Below are 20,590 nucleotides of genomic sequence, written 5' to 3' on the forward strand. Positions count from 1 at the left end.
TAGGCCTGTTAAGCGTACAAAGTATCCTTTATTGGTTATTCAAAGTTTTAATTATTAGATAGATATCTTCAAATATCCATTATTGCGTCTACACTTGGATTTTGATGAGCTTTACATACATCCTACTTAGCAATCAGTGTAATTCGATAAACACAGCGTCTAGCGTCATAAAGTAGATGCTGCTCGCGTGTTACTTTAGCAACATCTCCAATAACATCTTGAAAGAGTTGTAACTCAGAGCGGCAAAATCCTGAGCATGTGCGGGCTGCAGCGCAAATTGGGCAATGATCTTCTATTAACAACCAATCATTCCCATCTATTTCAACTCTTGCCATATAGCCTTCGCTCGATCGTATTGCTGCAAGCTGCTTTAATTTTTCGTGCAAAGATTTACCCGAGCAAGCCTGAAGGTAGCTGTTGCGCGACTCATCTTCACGCTGCAGAATCAAGCGCTCTAAGCCTTCTTCACCAAAAAGTTGCCGAATAGATCCTATTAACTGCACCGTTAATTGAGCATGTGTATTGGGAAATCGATTATTACCAGCTTCAGTTAGCACCCAGTTTTGGCGAGGCCGTCCCACGCCAGAGATCGCCTCCTGCTGACCTTCAATCAACCCTAAGGCAATCAGTTTTTGTACTTGCTGCCGCGCAGCTTCACTGGTCATCTCTAATGCTTTTGAAAGCGCAGCTGTGGATGTAGGGCCTTTCGATTTGATAAAAAATAAGATGCGGTCTGCAGTGGGTTCCGCATTTAAATTATCAAAGACAATGCTTGCATTATTCATATTGTTCCTCTATTATCCAAGCTATTGGTTGGATAATAGAGGAACTTCGCTGTCTTGTCGAGCGATGAAAGGGTTGGATTTGGAAGAGTTAAGTATCAGAAAAGCAACCCCCTTATCCGCTACCGCGACATGGGGAGACTTGCTTAAAGGTAAAAATGGCTTACTCGCTCTGGCATTAACTGGTGGTGTAGCACTGCACGCAATTAATGTGCATATCGTTACCACGGTGCTGCCTTCAGTTGTGCAAGAGATTGGTGGGCTAGATTGGTATGCCTGGAACACTACGCTTTTTGTGGTGGCTTCCATCATTGGTGCTGCAATGTCAGTTAAATTGTTTTATATATTAGGCGCTCGCCAAGCTTATATATCAGTCTTAATGATATTCGCAATAGGTTCAGTGATTTGTGCATTTGCAATATCTATGCCTTTAATGCTCATTGGACGCAGCATACAAGGCTTGGGAGGCGGCATCCTTGCAGCATTAAGTTATGCACTTATTCGAGTTGTATTTCCTTCGTCTTTATGGTCGCGTGCAGTTGCACTAGTGTCTGGCATGTGGGGAGTTGCAACACTTTGTGGCCCTGCAGTAGGCGGTTTGTTTGCACAATTAGGTCATTGGCGCTGGGCATTTTGGATATTACTTCCAGTGTCACTACTTCAAGGAATTTTAGTATCTGCTCAATTACGTCCTTACACAAAACTCAAATCGCCAAGTAATAAAGCACCGAATATTCCAATGACTCAAATCTTTTTACTCACCTGTTCTGTATTAGCAGTCGCAGCGGGCAGCATGTCAATGGAAATCATCTGGCAGAGTATTGGCCTTATTAGTGGCTTAATTCTAGGTGGTACTGCAATTATGTGGGACAAACGAACATCTGTACGATTGCTGCCTAGCAGCGGCGCAATGATTAACATGCCGTTAGGTGCCACTTATGCAAGCATTGCCTTATTGCTTATTGGTACAACTACTGAAATTTTTGTGCCTTATTTTTTACAGACTTTACACAATTACACACCCTTAGCCGCAGGGTATTTAACGGCACTTATGGCAGGTGGCTGGAGTTTAGGCTCACTACTTTCTTCAGGTAACCATCGTGCAAATGCCATGCGTTTATTACGTATAGGCCCAATGCTTTGCACTATTAGCCTACTGGCTTTAGCGTTGGTCATTCCCAATTTCTTAGCATTAGAACTCAATTTACTAACATTACTCTGCGGTTTGACCCTTTTTAGTGCTGGAGCTGGTGTAGGAATAGGATGGCCACATTTAGTGACTCAGGTATTAACCCTAGCACCCGCCAACGAAGAAGATATGGCATCAGCGGCCATCACCACCGTTCAATTGTACGGAATGGCAATAGGTGCAGCAGCAGCAGGATTGGTGGTTAATACGGCAGGTCTGAATAATGGTACTGAAGGCGTGCAATCTGCCGCGGTGTGGTTATTTGGTTCGTTTGCCATCGCGCCTGCCCTGGCAGCCATTCTTGCCTACAGAATCATTAAAAATTAAACAATGCAAAAACTCATGCAGTACAACTAGTTAACCATAGGGCAAGTATCTAATATGACATTACACACTTCTATTTGGCTATTTCAGGCAATTCACGCTATCGGGTTGACGGTATGGTTAACTATTGCAATTATTAATAACTATCAGGCTTTCCAAAGCTCAATAGCTGCTATTGGCAATATCATGTCTATGGCGCCACTTACACTACCACCTGTAATCAATACACCACTTTTAAATCGAGCCCTATCTTTTGTAACCTTACATAAGATTGGATTGTTATTTATATTGCTACTCCAAATTATTGCAGCCTTATCATTTTGGATAGGAAGTTATAAGCTGGTCATTGCATGCGACCTCACTGCGGCACAACCTTGGTTAAATATTGCACTTGCTTCATTTTCTGCTTGTCTTTTTACCATGCATCTAGGTGGTCTGTGGTTCGGTTATTGGATTAAGCAAGAAGGTCTACAACTTACTCATATCAGCTTGCTAATTTGGACGCTGGCGGCTTTCTTTCTATTCAATATTTCATGGAATAATATGGGGAGTTATTAAATGGTTAAGTACTAACTTCATTGTACTGATAACCAAGATGCGTTATTAGATGCTTAGCGGCCAAAAACAGGAGCTGTAACTTAAAAAACTCAAAATATTTGAATGAGTTATACAAAAATCCTTACTACTAATATAGTCTTAATATCCATATTATAGTGCCCTCAAATATTTCCAATGATTCAACTTTATTGAATAAATAGATCATAAATAATCGTTAACAATCAATGCATCAAAATTAACATAGATAAGAGCAACGTCATGAATGACTTGAATAAATCAATAGTCAAAAGTTTTTCAAATAAATCATTTTTAATAGCCGTAGGGATACTGCTAATTACAACCATGTTAAATGGATGCGAGAAAAAAGCGAAGGAAGCTCAAGTCGCTCCATTTCCTGAAGTCGATGTTGCAACCGTTTTATTTCAATCTATCCAACAGTGGGATCAATTTAATGGCCACATAAGTGCAATTGAATCTGTGGATATAAGGCCGCGTGTCAGCGGATATATTCAAAGAATTGCATTCAAAGAAGGGGATGAAATTCAAAAAGGAGATTTATTGTTTCTCATAGATCAGCGCCCGTACCGAGCTACCTTGAACAGTGCGGCCGCGCGTCATGAGCGAATGGTTGCTACTGATGCTCTTGCTCAATCACAAAGTAATCGCGCTCAAGTCTTATTGAAAGATAACGCAATTTCAAGAGAGGAAACTGAAGCTCGTCAAGCGACTCAAGCGCAAACTCAAGCAGATATTAAGGATGCTGAAGCTGCATTGGAAGTAGCTAAGTTGAATTTAGGCTTTACTGAAGTACGAGCACCCATCAGCGGGCGTGTCAGTAGAGCTATTTTAACTGTTGGTAATCTCGTTGTTGCCGATCAAACCACTCTAACCACACTCGTTTCACAAAACCCTGTATACGTTTATTTTGACCCAGATGAATATAGCTATTTGCGTTACAAGTCAGAAGCACGAAGGAAGAGTAAAAGCGAGGGAGGCGCGCAGGTGCGAGTTGGCTTGGCTAATGAGCAAGGATTTCCGCACTTAGGTAACGTAGATTTTCTCGACAATCAAATCAATCCTACTACTGGCACCATTCGTGCCCGCGCAAAACTCAATAATGCAGATAGGTTATTTACGCCAGGAATGTACGCTCGTGTCCAAATGGCCGGCGATGATGATACTCAGAAGATTCTTCTTGATAACAAAGCGATTCTTACTGATCAGGATCGCAACTATGTATATATCTTAGAAGAAGGCAATAAAGCAGTCAGAAAAGATGTGGTGCTTGGCCGAACATGGAACGGACTGAGAGTAATCGAATCTGGGCTAGCGCCAGATAACAAAGTAGTTATAGCCGGATTACAAAGAATTTATTTTTCAGGCGCACAAGTGAAACCAAACGTTGTGTCTATGGAATTATCTTCTACCAAAGCCGCATCTCCAAATAACTCAATTAATAAATAGGAGTCATCAATGGATTTCTCTAAATTTTTCATTGATCGACCGATTTTTGCAATTGTATTGTCAATTATCCTGTTCGCTATTGGCCTTATTGCAATCCCTCAATTGCCAGTTAGTGAGTATCCAGAGGTGGTTCCACCGAGTGTCGTGGTCCGTGCCACCTATCCTGGCGCTAACCCGAAGGAAATTGCAGAATCCGTTGCCATTCCGCTTGAAGAGGCCATAAATGGTGTTGAAGGCATTATTTACATGAAGTCGGTTGCAGGCTCTGACGGGAGCTTGCAAGTGTTTATTACCTTCAAATCGGATGTGGATCCTGATGTTGCAGCGGTTCGCGTACAAAATAGAGTAAGTCAGGCCTTAACAAGATTACCAGACCAAGTGCGCCAGTTTGGAGTGACAACCCAAAAACAATCGCCTACCCCGCTGATGTATGTGAGTCTTTTTTCGCCAGACAATAGTTACGACTCTCTGTACCTGCGCAATTATTTGCGATTGCACATTAAAGATGAACTCTCAAAATTAAATGGAATCGGTGACGTTGGGCTCTATGGCTCCGGTGATTACGCAATGCGTATTTGGCTAGATCCAAATAAATTAGCGTCTAGGGAGCTTACGGCTACTGATGCTATCAACGCAATTCGAGAGCAAAACGTGCAGGTGTCTGCGGGCCAACTTGGTGCTGAACCCTCTCCTAAAAACACAGACTCGCTCATTTCAATCAATGTGCGTGGTCGACTGGTGACGGAGCAAGAATTTAGAGACATCATTATAAAAAATGGTATTGATGGCCAAGTTGTTCGTCTTTCAGATGTTGCCAGAGTAGCCCTTGAAGCTGGTGACTATACGCTACGTGTATATCAGGATGAGAATAACTCAACATCGCTCGGTATCTTTTTAACACCAGGGGCAAATGCACTTGGTGTCGCTGATGAAGTGTATAAAAAATTAGATGAGCTAGCAGAAAGATTTCCTAAAGGCGTTGAATATCGTGCTGTATGGGATCCCACTACGTTTGTAAGAGACTCCATTAGTGCAGTTCAACACACATTGTTTGAAGCAGTCATATTGGTAGTTTTAGTTGTTATTCTATTTCTGCAAAGTTGGAGAGCTTCAATTATCCCACTCATTGCAGTGCCGGTTTCAATAGTAGGAACATTTGCATTTTTGTATCTATTTGGTTATTCAATTAACACATTGACATTGTTCGGGCTCGTCCTTGCTGTAGGTATTGTTGTAGATGATGCCATTGTAGTGGTCGAAAACGTAGAGAGAAATATTGAACTTGGTCATAGTGCAAAAGAGGCTGCTCATCTTGCAATGCAGGAAGTTTCAGGTCCTATAATCGCTATCGCACTTGTGCTTTGTGCTGTTTTTGTGCCAATGGCGTTCATGTCAGGAGTAACTGGCCAGTTCTACAAACAGTTTGCCGTCACTATCGCAATTTCAACGGTCATATCAGCTGTTAACTCATTAACTTTGTCACCTGCATTGGCGGCAATGTTGTTAAGAGGACATGACGCTCCCAAAGATGCTTTATCGCGTGGAATTGAATTTGCATTTGGCTGGATTTTCAATCCTTTTAATAGATTCTTTAAGCGTAGCTCAAAAGGATATCAAACGATTGTTTCGCGCACATTTAGTAATCGGGGACCAGTGTTTGCTGTATATGCTATTTTGTTGATTGTAACCGCTTTTTTGTTTCATACAGTACCGGGCGGATTTATACCTACTCAAGACAAGCTGTACCTCTTTGCCGGCTCTCAATTGCCAGAAGGTGCATCTTTATCAAGAACTGATGACGTGACACGCAAAATGGTAGCTATTGCTAAGCAAGTCGAGGGAGTAGAGATGGTCAATGCATACTCTGGTTTAAATGCCTTACAGTCAGTGAATACGCCCAACTTCACCACCTCATACGTTATTCTAAAACCTTTCAATGAGCGTAGCAGGAGTGCAGCAGCGATTAATGATGAGCTAAATAGCAAGTTTGCTGAAATTAAGTCCGGCTTTTCTTACGCTTTGTTACCGCCACCTATTCAAGGGCTTGGCAATGGTTCGGGATACTCACTCTATTTGGAAGATAGAGCAGGTCTAGGTTATGGCGCACTTCAAAATGCACTTAAGGCTTTTCAAGCTGAAATAGCGAATACGCCAGGTATGACATACCCAGTCAGTTCATATCAATCTAATATTCCACAGTTGGAAGTGAAGGTAGATAGAGAGAAAGCAAAAGCTCAAGGCGTCTCTATGACAGATATCTTTGACACCATGCAAATCTATCTTGGATCTGCCTATGTAAATGACTTTAATATATTCGGTCGTGTAAACAGAGTCATGGTTCAGGCGGATACTGAATTTCGCCAGCAACCTGAAGATATCACTAATTTACGTACCCGTAATGCTAATGGAGAAATGGTGCCGATTGGATCAATGGTGACGGTAGTACCAACTTTTGGGCCTGATCCTGTCGTTCGTTATAATGGCTATCCAGCAGCTGATGTTATTGGTGATTCAGACCCCAAAATTCTATCGTCATCTGAAGTTATTTCTAAACTAAAGGAGATAGCAAAGAAGACGCTACCCCCAGGAATCGTGATGGAATGGACAGATCTTAGTTACCAGCAGGTTTCTCAAAGCAATACCGCGGCAGTCGTGTTTCCACTGTCTGTCATGCTAGCTTTTCTAGTGCTAGCTGCCCTATATGAAAGTTGGACACTACCTCTCGCCGTCATTCTAATTGTTCCTGTTTGTATGTGTTCAGCGCTATTCGGAGTATGGCTCACAGGAGGTGACAACAACGTGTTCGTACAGGTCGGCCTTGTAGTACTAATGGGCTTGGCATGCAAAAATGCGATACTGATTGTTGAATTTGCGCGTGAGTTGGAACTTCAAGGCATGGGCATCATAGAAGCAGCACTTGAGGCATGCCACTTGAGGTTGCGCCCAATCATCATGACTTCTGTTGCTTTTATTGCAGGCTCTGTCCCATTGCTCTTAGGACATGGCGCAGGCAGTGAAGTTAGGGAGGCTACGGGTATCACTGTATTTGGGGGCATGCTTGGTGTAACGCTATTTGGATTGTTTCTAACGCCTGTTTTCTATGTGGTACTAAGGAAACTAGCTGCAAGATGATGCGCCGTAAACTCTGTATATGGCTAATTAGTAAAATTCTAAATTAATTTATGCAACATATCGAAAATACAGTGGACCGACCGACTACTTACAACCCTATATAAATTTAAATCAATTTATATAGGGTTGTAAGCACGGTGCTATTTATCAATGTCTGCTTTGGGCCGCTTATTGTCTTTAGTAAGCTGGCATAGGTCGGCCCGAAACGGACGTATCTTTTGCCCGTTTATTGAAGACTCAGTTGGTGCTTGGTAGCGTCAATCCTGCGGCGAGCGCCCCTAGTAAAACACTGACCTTGGGAAGAGCTTGACGACTTTTGAGCCAGACAAGGTTCAGTATCAGGCCATCCGTTGCCAAGTTTGGAAGAACTTCTACTATTGTGCCTTTTTCGATCTCGTGCTTGACCAACCATGTTGGTAACTGAGCGATTCCATGTCCGGCTATTGCCGCAACTAACTCACCCTCACCATCACCTATAGCAATCCGCGCTGGCATTACTCGGCGTTCAGTGTATCCAGTCTTAGTTTCGGAAAAGTACCAAGGACTCACCATGCCTTGACCTTCGCCATATACAATACAACTGTGATGTTCTAAATCTAGCTCATTTAAGGGTTCGCCATATTTGCTTAGATACGTGGGTGAAGCACAAAATATATTTCGAGCCTTGCCTAAATAGTGATGTCCTAAGACATTAGGCCAGACGTCAGAGCCACCGATTCGCACGACAATGTCGATATCTGCTTCAACAAGGTCGACGAATCGGTCAGAGAACGTAATGTGCGGTATTAGCAATGGATACTCTTCTATACATTTCAGAATGACCGGTAGTACATGCAAGCGCCCATATGACGCAGGTAGGTCAATACGAACCTTTCCACGAGGCTCTGTGTTTTCCAAATGAAGAGACGACTCAACCTCTTTAAGATCTGCCAATACTCCTGTACACGTGCGATAGAACTCCGTTCCAGCGTCAGTCAGCGACAGACGTCGTGTAGTTCTATTGAATAAGCGTGTTTGAAGTCTGCCTTCTAATCGGGCGATGCCCTTGCTTACAGCAGAACTAGTTAGGTTCATCCGTGCAGCCGCTGCTGTAAAGCTGCCCATATCTGCAACGCAGACAAACACATCTATGCCTTTCAAACGCTCCGAAGAATACATCAAGCCTCCTATTAATGAATTAAATTCTCATTTAATAGTAAAATATACCATTAATCTGAAATAAATTTTATAGTAAGCTTGTGCTTTCAAGCTGCGCCGAGCATGTGACCAAGTCGAGAAGGGCTCAGCAGCCAGACATTACATCCACCATAGAATAGGATTTACAGATGAACAATCAGAAACCAACCGTTCTCGTTACTGGCGCTACCGGTCAAATTGGCGGCGACACACTTCGCTTCCTTCAAGCCGATGACTCCATCACGTTAGTGGCCGCAGCACGTTCACCCGCCAAGGCCAAAGCTTTCGAAACGCAAGGTATTCGTACGGTCATCCTCGACTTTGATAAAGAGGAGACCTTGGCACCCGCGTTACAAGGAATCGACAGAGTCTTCCTTGTGACTGGTTATTCAGTAGACATGCTGCGCCAGAGCAAAGCATTTTTGGACAAAGCCAAGCTGGCCGGTGTGCAGCATATTGTGCATCTCGGTGCTTGCGGACGTGACGACACGACGATTGGGCACTGGGCATGGCATCAGTTTGTGGAGCGGTACATTGAGTGGTCAGGTTTCTCATTCACGCACTTGCGACCGGAAGCCTTCATGCAAAATTTACTCAGCTACGATGGCACGAAGGCGGTGAATAATGGCGTCATCCAGCAATTCACCGGAGATGCTCCGTTTAGCTGGGTCGATGGCGAGGATGTTGCCTTAGTCGCTGCACAAACGCTTTTACACCCAGACAAACATGCCGGTAAAACGTATCGCTTAGGTTATGACGCCAAATCATACGGCGACATCACGGTTATTATGTCCGAAGTGTTAGGGCAGCCGTTCCGCTACGAGTCCTTATCTCCAGAGATTTTTCTGGAGAACATGCGGGTAGCCGGTGCCGAAATGGCTTATATGAACTGCGTGTGCGATAACTTCAAACGCATTGCCGCCTATGCCATTCCCGGCGTGGACGAGACATTCGACAATTTTTCAGGCATTACTGGTAAAGAACCCGTACGGTGGGAAGCGTTCGTGAAGAAACACCAGGCAGCTTTCGCTTATTGATCTTCTTCCAGCGGATGAATTTAGTTAAGATGGGGTCGCTAGACTGAGCGTCCGTTTAGAGCCGTTAATGTCGCAGTTTTTCGGCCCATACATAGCGGACATTCAAAATCTGAGTCGAAGGGTGACTACGGCAATCTGTTTGAAAGAATATCAACTGTCACTTGTAAGAATTTCTGAGTTAAAGTGTTATTCATACGCTATCTGATGCCGAGTAAAAAACCACTTTGTTTCTACCATATTGCTTGGCTTTATAGAGTGCTCGGTCTGCTGCACCAATTAGATTTCTGGACTCTAAACCAATTTTAGAAGAATCAGTAATTCCGATACTAATCGAACTTTTCATAACTTCTCCTCCGAATTCAAAAGTAGTCGAGGCATATGCTTCTCTTAAGCGGTCAGCTACGATAAGAGCTTTGTCAGTTGATGTTGAGGGAAGTAGAATACAGAACTCATCTCCCCCATAACGCGCAAAATAATCCTCAACCCGTATGGTTGCAATTGCTATATTGGTTAATCTGCGCAAGACTTCATCGCCATTGGGGTGCCCATAGTTATCGTTAATGAATTTGAAATTATCTACATCTATTAGCATTAAAGAGAATTTATCGCCTGTACGTTCAAAGCGCGACTGTAACCGTACTATCTCTTGTTCAAGCTGACGTCGATTGAAAGCTCCTGTTAATGTATCCCTAGAAGCTATTTTTTCAATTTCTGCTATGAATTGATGGTTCAACATTAACATGAAGCCAAACGCAACACACACCTGAAGTACGCAACTGATAACAAAAGTAATCGGATTAATCGGAGTATTTGAATAAAGACTATAAACCTCTAAAGAGTGCGCGATTACAATTGCCCTTATCAGCATGACTACTGATAGCAAGGCAAACGACAAACCAGTAAACCATAAGACTGCTCTAAGTGGAGGTTTAGTGTTACGCAAAAGCAGGCTGGCACATGCTGCGTACCCTATAGACAACAAAAGTGAGTTCGCAATAGAACGAGCGCTAATATCTATTTGTATAAATTCAAACCAATAAGTCTGAAGTATAGTCACAGCGACATAGGAAATAGCTAATCCCTTGTAAATGCGGCTCAGCTTGAAAGATTGTATCCCAGTGAATTGCAAAGCTACACCAGAGGCCACTAGTGCTGAGCCAACGACAACAGCTAATTTAGCGCTAGGTGTTACTGTTCTGAAAAAATAAGCAGACCCTAAGCCCAAACCAATGCATAAGCTAGCAATTGACCATTGTTTTATGCTAGTAAAACTTCGTGTACGAAGACCGGCTAGTAGTATTAAACCCGAAATCATGATGGACAGCATTGCGAGTAGCACCATGGTTGTACGCACATCAAGCTTCATTCCACACCTAAATTTTTATTATAGTGAAACCATATTACTTGAGTTTTACTAGGTTTTGTAGGTTCCAATCAACACAACTGAAACTTGGTCAATCTCGTACATATATTACAGCAACTACATTGGTAGATAGGGCCGTTTAGAAACTTTTTATAGATACATGGAGCGAAGGCGGACAACCAAAAAGTACTAATTTAGTTTCTGACCAAGAACCGTTAGTAAGAAAATCGTGCGATATCTACTGTTATTTCGATAATGATATAAAAGTGAAGCACCTTTCGATGCGCACAAACTTTTAAAACGGTTGAATTTGGAATCTGGACTGGTTGAATTTGATTGGTCTCATGCAAATGATCCAAGAGAACTTAACCTTACTAAAGCAGGAAATAAAGGTGATTTTTAACTTTATTACATTTATGATTAAAAACTAGATAGCTTGCTAATAGGTAAAATGAGTCCAAATATATCTTCAAAAGAAGTAAGTACGCGCAAACGCTGTGTTTGGGCAGAAAGCAATGCGCTGATGCAAGCCTATCATGATAGTGAGTGGGGAGTTCCGCAGCGTGATTCACGTATGCTTTGGGAAATGCTAATGCTGGAAGGATTTCAAGCGGGGCTTGCTTGGATTATCGTGCTTAAAAAGCGTGAGGCGTTTCGCAAAGCATTTGCTAATTTTGATCCAGTAAAAGTAGCAAAATTCGATGAAAAAGACATAGAGCATTTGATGAATGACGAAGGAATTATTCGCGCTCGCGCCAAAATTGAGGCAACCATCAAAGGTGCAAAAATCTATTGCGATATGCTGGAAAGAGGTGAGGATTTCAGTGAGTTTTGCTGGTCTTTTACAAAAGGCAAAGTATTAAAAGGCGATGGCTCACATGTGTCTGTCACAACGCCACTTTCTGAAGAGATTTCAAAAGAATTTAAACGCCGCGGTTTTAAATTCGTAGGCCCAACCATTGTTTATGCTTGGATGCAGGCGGTTGGAATTGTGAATGACCATGCATCAGATTGTTTCTGTTCAACAGCAGCTGTGCACATTTAGCTCACCGTTACTTAACGCTCAATTAATAATAATTTCAATCATTCACCTCTAAAAAATGAGTAGAAAGAATACTGCTTTTAATCTCACTTTTTAGTGTTCATGTAGAATACGGCATAATTTTTACGTAATTAAAATCATGCAACTAAATCAAGTTTAGTTAGCTCAGATAAGTATAAAAATTCAATCAGGAGAAGCAGTATGCTGACATGGAATGATGTATTGGGTTTTGCCCGTGAAGGCAATCTTAAGCCAGAAAAGAAGGTAGTTAAAACAGAAGCAGAATGGCGTCAGCAATTGAGTGACGAGGAATATTGGGTCACGCGAGAAGCGGGAACTGAAAGAGCATTTAGTTCTGAATTATGCTCAGTATTAGAGTCAGGCATTTACGCTTGCAGATGCTGTGATAATTTGCTGTTTGATGCTTCAGAAAAGTTTGATTCCAGAACAGGCTGGCCTTCTTTTAGCCAACCGATTCAAGAAAACGCGATCGCTTATCATTTGGATAACGCACATGGCATGACGCGTGTGGAAACTACCTGTAATACTTGCGATGCGCACTTAGGCCATGTGTTCCCAGATGGTCCGGGCAAAGGTGGTTTGCGTTACTGTATGAACGCAATCGCGCTTTTAAAGAAATAACTAGAAATAGTTCGGCGAAAGAAAAATTCAGCTTTTTACTTTTATACAGATGCTTTAATTAAGGTGATGGCTGCATTTTTCGCGCGTTCAGCGGCACCTAAACCTGGGCTTAGTCTTTCCAATAATGCCGCGCCTTCAAATAAAATAGTGAGTTGCTGGCTAAGTGCTTCTGGATCCTTTGCCCCCGCCGTTTCTGCAATCTTGGTTAAATAACCTTGTAATTCAACAGCCAATACTGCGGAATATTGATTGATCGGATGCTCTGGATCTGGAAATTCCACAGATGCGATGTGAAACGGCAATCCATGAAACTTAGGCGTCACAATCCATATTTCCACCAATTCACATAGTGAGATCAGTATATCAATCGAGTTAGCTTTTTTTGATACCAGTCTTGCATTCAACCACTCATAAAACTTATCCGATTTATCCCTTAAGTAAGCGGTAATCAGCAGATTCTTACTCGGAAAGTATTTGTAAAGCGTCGCTTTTGCAATGCCAGCTTCTGCAATAATCGTATCAATACCGGAGGCTTGAATGCCTCTAGATTCAAAAAGCATGGTTGCTGTTGCGAGTATTTTTTCATTCATGTTCATCATATTTCCTTATAACCTATTTCCAATGGAGGGCGATGGATGCATCAGCTCTTGTGGATAGAGGCAATTAACATAATTGATAGCAAGTCTAAGATTTTCTACATGCTGCACTTCAACCACACCTTTGTTTATAAACAATAAAAAAGCGTGTCTTTGTTCAGGCGGCAACATGGCTGCCTGCGGTAATTGGCAAGTGCCACTTTGCATTTTGTGATACGTCAGTTTTAGCATGCTCAGGGTCACAGGGTCGGCATCACTTTTGACTGGTTCGCTTATTCCAAACACTTCAAGCGGAGATTGTGGAACATCGTGATGGCTATCTAATTTTTTAACATTGTTCACACTGGTGATATACACACACATCACAATAGCCGTGATTAAAAATCCAATCGCAAAAAAGCGTTTTTCTTTTTGTGAGTTCAAATGGTTAACGATGGATTGATTGACTAATCTCCATGCTTTATCGGAGCTGGTTTGCGATTGTATCTGTATGGCGCCAACTGTTAAAAATAGCAGTTGGTCAGACATTACTTCTGGATACTTAATCAACGCTTTGTTAATGGCAACATGAATCATTTTTTTAATGGCATTCACGTCTTCCAGCGTTAAATCGTGCGGTAATTGATTGGCGGTTTTTTTAGAAATACGGTCAATATTCCAATACTTAAGCTCAGCGCAAAGTTTTAGCAGCTGCGCATTAGAAGGCCTAATTAGCGCGCTCAAATACTCAACAAAATCCAATGAAAACAGACGACTGAAGTTCAAGTGCTTCAGACTTTCCATATAAAAACTTCGTACCTGGTTCAATGTAAATTACCCCTAAAAATATACTGACAAAATCCCTTGCAATTTCTAGAACTCTTGAAGTAGACTGTAAATAAGTGAACAGACCTGTCTGCATACTACTACAAAAGTCCAGTGAAAACAACTTTAAGCATAACAACTTTTAGTAATCTAGCTTTAGCTGACTTTGTATTTATATTTTGTACTTTATATTTTTTTAAATAGGAAATCTATGAATATTGCATCTACCGATGTTCAGCTTACCGACTGGCGCAGTCACGCACTGAAACTTGAGAACGAAGTAAAGAAAGTCATTGTTGGCCAAGATAAAGCTATTCGACTGATGAATACGGCCATTTTTGCTCGCGGCCACGTATTGCTCGAAGGTGGTGTTGGCGTTGGTAAAACCACTTTGCTGCAATCAATCGCCCGCTGTATTGGCGGCGCTTACGAGCGTATTGAAGGCACTGTCGACTTAATGCCGAATGATTTGATTTACCACACCTATTTGGGCGAAGACGGTCGCCCAAAGATTGATGAAGGTCCGCTATTACGCGCAGGTGAGAACCTATCCGTGTTCTTTTTCAACGAAATCAATCGCGCCAGACCGCAAGTGCATGCTTTGATGCTACGCGTGATGGCAGAGCGCCATATCAGTGCTTTCAAAAAAGAATATCGTTTACCGCACATGGTGGTATTTGCTGATAGAAACCAAGTCGAAAAAAACGAAACCTTTGAAATTCCTTCAGCCGCCCGCGATCGCTTTATGATGGAAATCCCGATTGATATTCCTGCCGACCGCGAGCTTAGAAAATCACTCATGTTCAACTTAAAGTTCCAACATGCAGAAAGCCTGACTAAACAGGTGGAATCCAATGTATTGCAATTTGATCAGTTGAATGCTTTTTCTGACATTTTGCAACGCCACATCAAAGCCAGTAGCACGATGGAAGATTATGCGCTGGACTTATGGGAATCGACCCAATCGCCAGAAAAATACGGTGTTAAGTTGGATAGTGTCGATGTGAACAGACTGATTCACACCGGCGCCAGCCCAAGAGGCATGGGCATGTTGCTGAAAGCCGCGCGCGTAAATGCTTGGCTACACAATCGCGATAATTTGTATCCTGAAGATATTCATGCAGTGTTTCATGAGTTGATTGCACATCGATTAGTATTTAACGCCATGTATGAAAACCGCAGAACACAACTGGCGCGTGAGTTGACATCACAAATATTAAACACAGTCGCTGTACCAGCAAAAGCTTAACGTCAGGATTCCACGCATGATCCCAAATTACGCCAAGATTTTTACCTATCTGGTTCCTTGGAAATCCAACAGCGTCCATTTCGGTGGGCATAAAGGTTTGCAACGCGGCTTGGGGTTTGAGTATAAAAGCAACGTTTCGCTGATTGATTATCCAGATGCCAGACGCATGGATTTACGCCAGACGCTACGCGACCCTTACGAGCAAGTGCAGGTGCGCATATTTAACCAAGACAACACAACGCCTATTTTCGCGGTGTGTGATCTGTCTAGCTCGATGCAGTATCGCGGCAATGTGCGCAAGCTAGATCAAGCCAAAGAAATCGCTGCATCGATTGCTTATTCCGCGTCAGAAACCGGCGATTTGTTCAGCTTTATTGCCTATAACGAGCATGTGATAGAAGAGCTCACGTTGCCTTTAAGCCACCATTTGCATCTCGCATTTGAAACGATAGCGCAATTAGACGATTACGAAAAAATGCGTGTGAGTTCCGAAGGTATTTTGGATGTGCCGCAATATTTAAGCCAAAACAAGTCAATGGTATTTTGGCTGTCTGATTTTCATATGCCGAACCATTTGATCGAGCAAGCATTTAACGCGATGTCAGCACACCAAATTGTGCCTATCGTGTTGTGGGATGAGCACGAATACAAAAAACTGCCTAAGTTTGGTTTCGGCAATATGATCGATCCCGAAACAGGCGCTAGCAGAACGCTATTTTTTAGAGATTCGGTCAGAAAACAGTTAGAAGGCGCATTTGCGGAAAGAAAAGAAGCGCTTGAAACTCTGTTTTCTCGTTTCGATACCCAAGCGATTTACATCAGCGGTAAATTTGATGCAGATGCGATGTCACATTATTTTGAAGAATATATGAGCCTATGAAAAATATAATCCATAAACCGCTGTGCTTTAAATTGCTGTATTTGATGATGACTTTTGGTGCAATCGCTTTCAGCAATGTAAGTTGGGCTGCGCAAGAATCCAGTGCCAAAATAGTTAACACTATAAATCCATCAAAAAGTGTCGGCATTCAAATTGGGGATTTACTCAATAGAGAAATAGAGATTGAAGTATCAAAGCCGTATCAAATCAGCAAGAACGCATTTCCAGTGAAAGGTGCGAATCAGGACGGCGTTGAGCTAAATGATATTAAAGTAGAAACCAAGAAAAGTGATCAAAAAACCACCTATAAAATTAGGTTAACTTATCAAGTATTCGGCTATTCCGCTAAACCAACTGTGATGCAATTGCCAGCAGAGCACATTGCAGTGTCTGGCAATAATCAGACGGCATTTTCTGTCGATATTCCTGCATGGCGTTTTTGGCAGGCATCGCTGGTGCCAACTGGAATCAAGAATGCCAAAGACAATGTTCAGCCGCAATACAAGCCCACATTAATCGATTTGCGTCAGCATCAGATTAAGCTGATTACATTGTTTAGCATGTTGATTGTCGGTGCGATTGGGTTGATATATATCAATGCAGATAAACAATGGCTGCCATTTATGAACGGCGCTTTTGCGCAAGCGCATCGCAAAATTAAAAAACTCAATAAAGACAAAGCGAGCGAACAAAAAGCTTTGCTTTATATGCATCAAGCTTTTAATAAAATTCATGGTGCGAATTTATTTGCCAGCGATGTAAAGGCGTTTATTTTGGCAAATCCTGCTTATGCTTCAATGCAAACAGAGATTATCAATTTCTTTGAGCGCTCAAATGCGGCGCTGTTCTCTGACCAAAACGAAAATAGCGCAACACATATCAATGCATTAATCACGTTAAGTAAGGCACTCAGAAACTGTGAAAGAGGCGTTAAATGACGCTTTTGCATCCATGGGTATTATTTTTACTGCCACTTGTATTCGTTCCATTTTGGTTTAAAAGCCATCAAGGCCAACTGTATTCCTGGCTGCCGATCATTCCGGTAGACAGGCCGTCAGACATTGCGAATTACGTGGTGAAGACAATGATCGCCACCATCATATTGAGCCTTATTTTGGCGCTGGCTTCACCGCAAGGCGCAAGCAAAAAAGTGCTGAAAGTGGGCAAAGGCGCACAAACGGTTTTTGTGATTGATCGTAGCGTGAGTATGGATCATCCGTTCGCCGGCCAATCAAATAGTGGTCGTGCCGCTGAGATTAAATCTGCTGCTGCTAGGCGCTTGATTACGCAATTTATCGACTCACGCCCAGATGACATGATGGGCGTAGTTGGTTTCACTAACTCATCTTTATATGGCATGAAAATCACTACCAATATCGATGCGATTCATTCCGCCATCAATGCAGCGACTGGCCCAGCAATTAATCAAACCAATATTGGCGCTGGCGTAACAGAGGCAGTCACTCTTTTTGATAATATTCAGAGTTCTGGCTCGCGCGCCATTATTTTATTGTCTGATGGTGCAGGCAAGTTGAGCCCGCGCGTTAAGCGAAAAATCACTGAAGAGTTAAGTGGTAAAAAATTAAATTTCTACTGGATCGTGCTGCGTGAGCCAGATGACATTAGTATTTTTACTAAACAAGTTTATCCTGCTGACAGCGTGCCTGATGCGATTGCTTTGGATAAATTCTTTAAATCCATCAAAATAAAATACAAAGCTTTTGAAGCCGATAATCCAGCTACTTTGCAATCTGCGTTGCAATATATTGATTCAAAAGAAAAAAATATCATTCAATACTCTGTGAATATTCCAGGGCATGATTACTCACGTGATTTGATTATTTTTGCACTGGTATTCGGCGTTTTTATATTGATCTTCAAAAACTTAAAGGTGTATTCATGGTAAAAAAATTGCATAAAGGTAATCTTGTTTTTGGATTACTGCTGATAATCGGTTTGATTGGTAGCGTCTATGAGATTGTTAAATACAACAAAATCGTCACAGTGAATCGTGCCATCCAATCTGAACAGCAGATTACCGATAAATCGTATCCTGAATTGCAAAAATTTGCTGCCGCTTATGGTCAAGGCAAAAAAGGTGATTACAAACACGCGGTGCAGACTTATGGCCAATTATTAGATACCTCACCAAGCCTAGCCGAACAGGCGAAAATTCAATATAACATTGGTAATAATCTGTTTATTTTTGGCTTGATTCGGCGCATTAATGATGACGGCACACTGCAGGACGAAGCGCGTTATGCGTATTCGCAAGCGAAAATTGCCTATGAGCAATCGTTAAGATTGTCCCCGCAATCTTTGCCTGCAAAATTCAATTTAAGCTTGTTAAATTCTGTCATGTTTAACAATATGAAAGCGGCGCCTAAAGATCAGTCGACAATGGAATTGAGCAATTTGCCGATTGGTTTGCCATGAAAAAATTCATCAAATTTGCTAAGAATAACTATGAAACCGCACTTTATATTGGTGTAATTACCTTGCTCACTTTGGCGCTAGTCAAGCCAGAGATTCAATTGGAGCAAAAGGTACATAATTATTTATTGGTTGCCGATGTATCGCAAAGCATGAATGCGGAAGATGAGAAACTGAACAATCAGGCGGTGAGTCGATTAGCCTATACGCGACAAATGATGAAAAAAATCGTTGAGACTTCTTCATGCGGCACGTATATCAGTGTGGGTATTTTTGCTTCCGATAACGTCGCTTTGCTGATTACGCCTTTAGAAGTATGCGCGAATTACGACGTGATTACAGACACCATTTCACACTTAGAATGGCGTATGGCTTGGAAGGGTAACAGTCGCCTGAGTTTTGGTGTAAAGGCTGCTGAAAATGTATTCGACTCATTAAATGTGCCCGCGCAAATGCTATTTTTTACCGATGGCGACGAAGCACCAAGAGTGAATGTCACCATTAAACAAGACTTAAGTGGCGTACAAATAGGGAAAAACTTTGTTTTTGTCGGTGTCGGCGGAGCAACAAAAGTAGCTGTGCCGCGCTTCAACTCGGCTAATAAGCGAGTAGGCTATTGGCCAATTAATGATAACAACAATTCGGGTGCAGTTGGCGTCACTTATTCTGATGCTAGTCAAGATGAACCTGATCCGCCAATCGCAAGTGCCGAATATGACCAATTTCTATCTCAGCTCGAGGATGATTATCTCAAGTCGCTTGCGGGCGATATAAAAGCAAAATATATCAAAGGACAAGACACGCCAGAGTTTTATGCCTTTGTGCAACAGCAAAAGCCAGCAGCAAGTTTTGTGACGGCATATTCAATCCGTTGGATGTATCTAGTATGCGCGTTAGTATTGGTTTTGCTGACTTTTTTACCCAATATTATTCTGAAATCTTTTAAATCTAAAGGTGCTTTAGTCAGTAAAACGCCGCGCAAAAGCACAATATAAGCGTGTGAAATAAAATCTAAAAAGTATGTTTAAGCACCAGTTATATGAGCATTTGTTCTATTGAGCAATTGCGGCAGAAATATCAAGTTAACACTTAAAAATACGTCAATTTAAATCTAAACGACTAAACAATTTATCTAATTGTTTAGTCGTTTTTTCTTGATTACCATTTGCTGCGCGTGAATGACGATGATTTATCCGTCAAGATTTAACCATCAATCATCTGTCAGAATTTACTGACAGCAGAATCCACTTTATGCTGATAAGTGATTGCACTAATTAAAAGGATAATTCGCTTCGTAAAAAATTATTGAGTTAAACATGTTAACAATTTCAAATAATAACAAAAGCTTTAAAAGTAGCGTTATTCAAAATATGGAGTGCATTGATTTGGAACAATTTATTACTTTTCAGCATTCCATTACGCAGGACTCAAAATCTACAGATGCAATCACTTTATTAACGGCCGATCATGATTATTTAACCCATTTATTTTTAGATTACAACAACGCGGAAACCACCTCAGTAAAAGAGCGTTTGGCTTTAGAAATATGCACAGAATTGTTGGTGCATACTCAAGTGGAAGAAGAGATTTTTTACCCGTTAGTTAAAACCATATTAGACAAAGGCGCTACATTACCAGAGCCGATTATTGAATATGAAGGTTTGAAAGCTTTAATAGCGGATATTGAAGCTATTTATTTGCCAGGAAACTGCTTTGACGACCAAATAAAATTTTTGGCAGAATATGTGAAACATCACGTTAAAGAAGATCATGAGCAAATATTCCCCAAATTAAGATTAAGCAATATTGATTTAAAAGCACTAGGGCAAGAAATCGCTTTGAGAAAGTTAGCGCTAACTCGAGATCGTCATGCGTTGATTTCTGCTAGAAATAAAAAACCAAAAGACATTAGCTAGCAT

The 20,590-nt window shown here is 41.7% G+C and carries 19 protein-coding genes; 14 read left to right on the plus strand and 5 right to left on the minus strand.

The features are described from left to right. Positions 1-122: 122 nt before the first annotated feature. Positions 123-785, minus strand: a complete 663-nt coding sequence (locus METVE_RS0104755) for a helix-turn-helix transcriptional regulator (RefSeq protein ID WP_020167305.1) — start codon at positions 783-785, stop codon at positions 123-125. Here METVE_RS0104755 and METVE_RS0104760 point away from each other — a divergent pair. From METVE_RS0104760 to METVE_RS0104780, 4 genes are all read left to right on the plus strand, one after another. Further along, positions 769-2,298 (plus strand): MFS transporter, encoded by a 1,530-nt coding sequence (locus tag METVE_RS0104760; RefSeq protein ID WP_232415389.1) that lies wholly within the window; start codon positions 769-771, stop codon positions 2,296-2,298. The genes METVE_RS0104755 and METVE_RS0104760 overlap by 17 nt on opposite strands. Positions 2,299-2,352: 54 nt before the next feature. After that, positions 2,353-2,853, plus strand: coding sequence for a DUF2165 family protein (locus METVE_RS0104765; RefSeq protein ID WP_020167307.1), 501 nt, complete (start codon positions 2,353-2,355; stop codon positions 2,851-2,853). Positions 2,854-3,111: 258 nt separating this feature from the next. After that, complete coding sequence (locus METVE_RS0104775) at positions 3,112-4,317, plus strand: efflux RND transporter periplasmic adaptor subunit (RefSeq protein WP_198290303.1); 1,206 nt, start codon at positions 3,112-3,114, stop codon at positions 4,315-4,317. Positions 4,318-4,326: 9 nt separating this feature from the next. Beyond that, positions 4,327-7,449, plus strand: coding sequence for an efflux RND transporter permease subunit (locus tag METVE_RS0104780; RefSeq protein ID WP_020167310.1), 3,123 nt, complete (start codon positions 4,327-4,329; stop codon positions 7,447-7,449). A 237-nt stretch (positions 7,450-7,686) separates the two neighbouring features. On the opposite strand, the gene METVE_RS0104785 is transcribed toward METVE_RS0104780, so the two are convergent. Next, positions 7,687-8,607 carry a LysR family transcriptional regulator gene (locus METVE_RS0104785; RefSeq protein WP_020167311.1) on the minus strand — a complete coding sequence of 307 codons (921 nt, stop codon included), beginning with the start codon at positions 8,605-8,607 and terminating at the stop codon, positions 7,687-7,689. 167 nt (positions 8,608-8,774) lie between these two features. Between METVE_RS0104785 and METVE_RS0104790 the strand changes: the two genes are divergently transcribed. Next, the gene (locus METVE_RS0104790; RefSeq protein ID WP_020167312.1) at positions 8,775-9,662 is read left to right on the plus strand and encodes an SDR family oxidoreductase; all 888 of its coding nucleotides are present in this window, start codon (positions 8,775-8,777) and stop codon (positions 9,660-9,662) included. Positions 9,663-9,852: 190 nt separating this feature from the next. Here METVE_RS0104790 and METVE_RS0104795 read toward each other — a convergent pair whose 3' ends face one another. Next, positions 9,853-11,028, minus strand: coding sequence for a GGDEF domain-containing protein (locus METVE_RS0104795; RefSeq protein ID WP_020167313.1), 1,176 nt, complete (start codon positions 11,026-11,028; stop codon positions 9,853-9,855). 448 nt (positions 11,029-11,476) lie between these two features. Between METVE_RS0104795 and METVE_RS0104800 the strand changes: the two genes are divergently transcribed. Beyond that, a complete protein-coding gene (locus METVE_RS0104800; RefSeq protein WP_020167314.1) occupies positions 11,477-12,070 on the plus strand; it encodes a DNA-3-methyladenine glycosylase I in 594 nt (197 codons plus the stop codon). A gap of 198 nt (positions 12,071-12,268) precedes the next feature. Next, a complete protein-coding gene (gene msrB / locus METVE_RS0104805; RefSeq protein ID WP_020167315.1) occupies positions 12,269-12,709 on the plus strand; it encodes a peptide-methionine (R)-S-oxide reductase MsrB in 441 nt (146 codons plus the stop codon). Between the two features lie 41 nt (positions 12,710-12,750). Here the strand turns inward: msrB and METVE_RS0104810 are convergent, their stop codons facing one another. Beyond that, positions 12,751-13,305 (minus strand): TetR/AcrR family transcriptional regulator, encoded by a 555-nt coding sequence (locus METVE_RS0104810; protein ID WP_020167316.1) that lies wholly within the window; start codon positions 13,303-13,305, stop codon positions 12,751-12,753. A 9-nt stretch (positions 13,306-13,314) separates the two neighbouring features. Continuing rightward, positions 13,315-14,070 carry a hypothetical protein gene (locus tag METVE_RS0104815; protein ID WP_232415390.1) on the minus strand — a complete coding sequence of 252 codons (756 nt, stop codon included), beginning with the start codon at positions 14,068-14,070 and terminating at the stop codon, positions 13,315-13,317. 250 nt (positions 14,071-14,320) lie between these two features. On the opposite strand from METVE_RS0104815, the gene METVE_RS0104820 reads away from it, so the two are divergent. The 7 genes from METVE_RS0104820 (at position 14,321) to METVE_RS0104850 (ending at position 20,587) form a co-directional block, all read left to right on the plus strand. Beyond that, complete coding sequence (locus METVE_RS0104820; RefSeq protein WP_020167318.1) at positions 14,321-15,358, plus strand: AAA family ATPase; 1,038 nt, start codon at positions 14,321-14,323, stop codon at positions 15,356-15,358. Between the two features lie 16 nt (positions 15,359-15,374). Continuing rightward, complete coding sequence (locus METVE_RS0104825) at positions 15,375-16,238, plus strand: DUF58 domain-containing protein (protein ID WP_020167319.1); 864 nt, start codon at positions 15,375-15,377, stop codon at positions 16,236-16,238. Then, positions 16,235-17,176, plus strand: coding sequence for a hypothetical protein (locus METVE_RS0104830; protein ID WP_020167320.1), 942 nt, complete (start codon positions 16,235-16,237; stop codon positions 17,174-17,176). Before METVE_RS0104825 ends, METVE_RS0104830 begins: the two co-directional genes overlap by 4 nt. Continuing rightward, a complete protein-coding gene (locus tag METVE_RS0104835; protein ID WP_020167321.1) occupies positions 17,173-18,144 on the plus strand; it encodes a vWA domain-containing protein in 972 nt (323 codons plus the stop codon). Before METVE_RS0104830 ends, METVE_RS0104835 begins: the two co-directional genes overlap by 4 nt. Continuing rightward, positions 18,138-18,674: a hypothetical protein gene (locus METVE_RS0104840; protein WP_020167322.1), complete on the plus strand. Its 537-nt coding sequence runs from the start codon at positions 18,138-18,140 to the stop codon at positions 18,672-18,674. Before METVE_RS0104835 ends, METVE_RS0104840 begins: the two co-directional genes overlap by 7 nt. Continuing rightward, a complete protein-coding gene (locus METVE_RS0104845) occupies positions 18,671-19,666 on the plus strand; it encodes a vWA domain-containing protein (protein ID WP_020167323.1) in 996 nt (331 codons plus the stop codon). The genes METVE_RS0104840 and METVE_RS0104845 overlap by 4 nt, the downstream gene beginning before the upstream one ends. Positions 19,667-19,987: 321 nt before the next feature. Next, on the plus strand, positions 19,988-20,587 hold the full coding sequence (locus METVE_RS0104850) for a hemerythrin domain-containing protein (RefSeq protein WP_020167324.1): 600 nt from the start codon (positions 19,988-19,990) through the stop codon (positions 20,585-20,587). The last annotated feature ends 3 nt before the right edge of the window (positions 20,588-20,590 follow it).

The sequence above is a fragment of the Methylotenera versatilis 79 genome, from assembly GCF_000384375.1.
GTDB classification, from domain to species: domain Bacteria; phylum Pseudomonadota; class Gammaproteobacteria; order Burkholderiales; family Methylophilaceae; genus Methylotenera_A; species Methylotenera_A versatilis_B.

Coding starts and splice junctions, on each gene's coding strand:
- METVE_RS0104845 (WP_020167323.1), top strand. CDS start 18,671: ATGAAAAAATTCATCAAATTTGCTAAGAATAACTATGAAACCGCACTT.
- METVE_RS0104820 (WP_020167318.1), top strand. CDS start 14,321: ATGAATATTGCATCTACCGATGTTCAGCTTACCGACTGGCGCAGTCAC.
- METVE_RS0104835 (WP_020167321.1), top strand. CDS start 17,173: ATGACGCTTTTGCATCCATGGGTATTATTTTTACTGCCACTTGTATTC.
- METVE_RS0104840 (WP_020167322.1), top strand. CDS start 18,138: ATGGTAAAAAAATTGCATAAAGGTAATCTTGTTTTTGGATTACTGCTG.
- msrB (WP_020167315.1), top strand. CDS start 12,269: ATGCTGACATGGAATGATGTATTGGGTTTTGCCCGTGAAGGCAATCTT.
- METVE_RS0104785 (WP_020167311.1), bottom strand. CDS start 8,607: ATGTATTCTTCGGAGCGTTTGAAAGGCATAGATGTGTTTGTCTGCGTT.
- METVE_RS0104780 (WP_020167310.1), top strand. CDS start 4,327: ATGGATTTCTCTAAATTTTTCATTGATCGACCGATTTTTGCAATTGTA.
- METVE_RS0104765 (WP_020167307.1), top strand. CDS start 2,353: ATGACATTACACACTTCTATTTGGCTATTTCAGGCAATTCACGCTATC.
- METVE_RS0104830 (WP_020167320.1), top strand. CDS start 16,235: ATGAAAAATATAATCCATAAACCGCTGTGCTTTAAATTGCTGTATTTG.
- METVE_RS0104825 (WP_020167319.1), top strand. CDS start 15,375: ATGATCCCAAATTACGCCAAGATTTTTACCTATCTGGTTCCTTGGAAA.
- METVE_RS0104795 (WP_020167313.1), bottom strand. CDS start 11,028: ATGAAGCTTGATGTGCGTACAACCATGGTGCTACTCGCAATGCTGTCC.
- METVE_RS0104755 (WP_020167305.1), bottom strand. CDS start 785: ATGAATAATGCAAGCATTGTCTTTGATAATTTAAATGCGGAACCCACT.
- METVE_RS0104760 (WP_232415389.1), top strand. CDS start 769: ATGCTTGCATTATTCATATTGTTCCTCTATTATCCAAGCTATTGGTTG.
- METVE_RS0104790 (WP_020167312.1), top strand. CDS start 8,775: ATGAACAATCAGAAACCAACCGTTCTCGTTACTGGCGCTACCGGTCAA.
- METVE_RS0104810 (WP_020167316.1), bottom strand. CDS start 13,305: ATGAACATGAATGAAAAAATACTCGCAACAGCAACCATGCTTTTTGAA.
- METVE_RS0104775 (WP_198290303.1), top strand. CDS start 3,112: ATGAATGACTTGAATAAATCAATAGTCAAAAGTTTTTCAAATAAATCA.
- METVE_RS0104800 (WP_020167314.1), top strand. CDS start 11,477: ATGAGTCCAAATATATCTTCAAAAGAAGTAAGTACGCGCAAACGCTGT.
- METVE_RS0104850 (WP_020167324.1), top strand. CDS start 19,988: ATGTTAACAATTTCAAATAATAACAAAAGCTTTAAAAGTAGCGTTATT.